This window comes from Streptomyces sp. URMC 127 (assembly GCF_051386535.1).
Taxonomy (GTDB): Bacteria; Actinomycetota; Actinomycetes; order Streptomycetales; family Streptomycetaceae; genus Streptomyces.
In genome coordinates, this window is record NZ_JBPQTW010000409.1 from 1 (window position 1) to 2,242 (window position 2,242).

General features: G+C 71.8%; 1 protein-coding gene and 1 pseudogene. Both read left to right on the plus strand.

Annotated features, from left to right (window positions below; all coding sequences use genetic code 11):
* The first annotated feature begins 84 nt into the window (after positions 1 to 84).
* Positions 85 to 1,899, plus strand: coding sequence for an ABC-F family ATP-binding cassette domain-containing protein (locus ACSNOH_RS34525; RefSeq protein ID WP_436725399.1), 1,815 nt, complete (start codon positions 85 to 87; stop codon positions 1,897 to 1,899).
* 129 nt (positions 1,900 to 2,028) lie between these two features.
* Positions 2,029 to 2,242: pseudogene (locus ACSNOH_RS34530) on the plus strand (hypothetical protein); the annotation flags it as partial.

A 2,242-nucleotide genomic window follows, 5' to 3' on the forward strand; every position in this document is an offset into this window, starting at 1 on the left:
GCCCCCGCCCGGCAGGGCCGCCCCCGCCGTGGCTGCCGGCGGGCATGGGATCCTGGAAGCCAGGAACCCCACGCAAGGAGCGGCATGGCAGCCAACCTCGTCAATCTGGAAGCCGTCGACAAGGTGTACGGCACCCGTGCACTGCTCGACGGCATCTCCCTCGGCGTGAACGAGGGCGACCGGATCGGTGTGGTCGGCCGCAACGGCGACGGCAAGACCACACTCATCCGGATCCTCGCCAAGCTGGAGGAAGCCGACAAGGGCCGCGTCACCCACTCCGGCGGCCTGCACCTCGGCGTGCTCACGCAGCACGACTCGCTCGACCCCGCCGCCACCATCCGCCACGAGGTGATCGGCGACCTCGCCGACCACGAGTGGGCCGGCAGCGCGAAGATCCGCGACGTGCTCACGGGCCTCTTCGGCGGCCTGGACCTGCCCGGCTTCGCCGACGGCCTGGACACCGTGATCGGCCCGCTGTCCGGCGGCGAGCGCCGCCGCATCGCCCTCGCCAAGCTGCTCATCGCCGACCAGGACCTCATCGTCCTCGACGAGCCCACCAACCACCTCGACGTCGAGGGCATCTCCTGGCTCGCCCGCCACCTGCAGCAGCGCCGCTCGGCGCTGGTCTGCGTCACGCACGACCGCTGGTTCCTGGACCAGGTGTGCACGCGCATGTGGGACGTGCAGCGCGGCGTCGTCCACGAGTACGAGGGCGGCTACAGCGACTACGTCTTCGCGCGCGCCGAGCGCGAGCGCATCGCCGCGACCGAGGAGGCCAAGCGGCAGAACCTGATGCGCAAGGAGCTCGCCTGGCTGCGCCGCGGCGCCCCCGCCCGCACCAGCAAGCCGCGCTTCCGCATCGAGGCCGCGAACGAGCTGATCGCGGACGTGCCGCCGCCGCGCGACAGCGCCGAGCTGATGAAGTTCGCCAGCTCCCGCCTCGGCAGGACGGTCTTCGACCTGGAGAACGTCACCATCCAGGCCGGCCCCAAGGAACTCATCAAGCACCTGACGTGGCAGCTCGGCCCGGGCGACCGCATCGGCCTCGTCGGCGTCAACGGCGCGGGCAAGACCTCGCTCCTGCGGGCGCTCGCCGAGGCGGCGGCCACCGAGGGCGAGAAGCAGCCCGCGGCCGGCAAGGTCGTCGTCGGCAAGACCGTCAAACTGGCCTACCTCTCGCAGGAGGTCGGCGAACTCGACCCCGCCAAGCGGGTGCTGGAGGCCGTGCAGCAGGTCCGCGACCGCGTGGACCTCGGCAAGGGCCGGGAGATGACCGCGGGCCAGCTGTGCGAGAAGTTCGGCTTCACCAAGGAGAAGCAGTGGACGCCGGTCGGCGACCTCTCCGGCGGTGAGCGCCGCCGCCTGCAGATCCTGCGCCTGCTGATGGACGAGCCCAACGTCCTCTTCCTCGACGAGCCGACGAACGACCTCGACATCGAGACCCTGACCCAGCTGGAGGACCTCCTCGACGGCTGGCCCGGCTCGATGATCGTCATCAGCCACGACCGGTACTTCGTCGAGCGCACCACCGACAAGGTGTACGCCCTGCTCGGCGACCGGGCGCTGCGGATGCTGCCGCGCGGCCTGGACGAGTACCTGGAGCGGCGGCAGCGCGTGATCGAGGCCGCCGCGCCCGCCGCCGCTCCGGCCGCGGCCCCGGCGCCGGGCGCGCCGGCGCAGAAGTCCGCCGCGGACGCGCGCGCGGCGAAGAAGGAACTGCAGAAGATCGAGCGCCGCCTGGACCGCATCAGCGAGCAGGAGGCGAAGCTGCACGCGCAGATCGCCGAACAGGCCACCGACTTCGAGGCCGTCGCCAAGCTCGACGCGGAACTGCGCGAGCTCGCGGGCGAGCGCGACGAACTGGAACTGCGCTGGCTCGAACTGGCCGAAGACGCGTAGCCGTTGCGGACGGGACACGGGTGTCCTGCCGTGGCAACAGTCTCGTCACGGCCCGGTCTCAACCCGTGTCCCGTCAGAACCGGGTGATAAAAAGAACATCCGCCAGCCCCGCCGCAACGAGGAAAGCTGATGTCAACACCGCCCCCGCCCCAGCCGCCCAACCAGCCGCCGCAGGGCTTCGGGGCACCCAGCCCCTCGTACGGCTACCCGCCGCAGCAGCCCGCGCCGGGCCCCGCGCACCCGCCGACCCAGGCCGTACCCGCGCAGCCCGCCTCCGCCCCGGTCGCCGAGCAGGGCGTACACCTTGTCGGTGGTGCGCTCGACGAAGTACCGGTCGTGGCTG

Excerpts from the sequence above, each read along its gene's own strand:
- ACSNOH_RS34525 (WP_436725399.1), top strand. The coding sequence starts at position 85 with ATGGCAGCCAACCTCGTCAATCTGGAAGCCGTCGACAAGGTGTACGGC.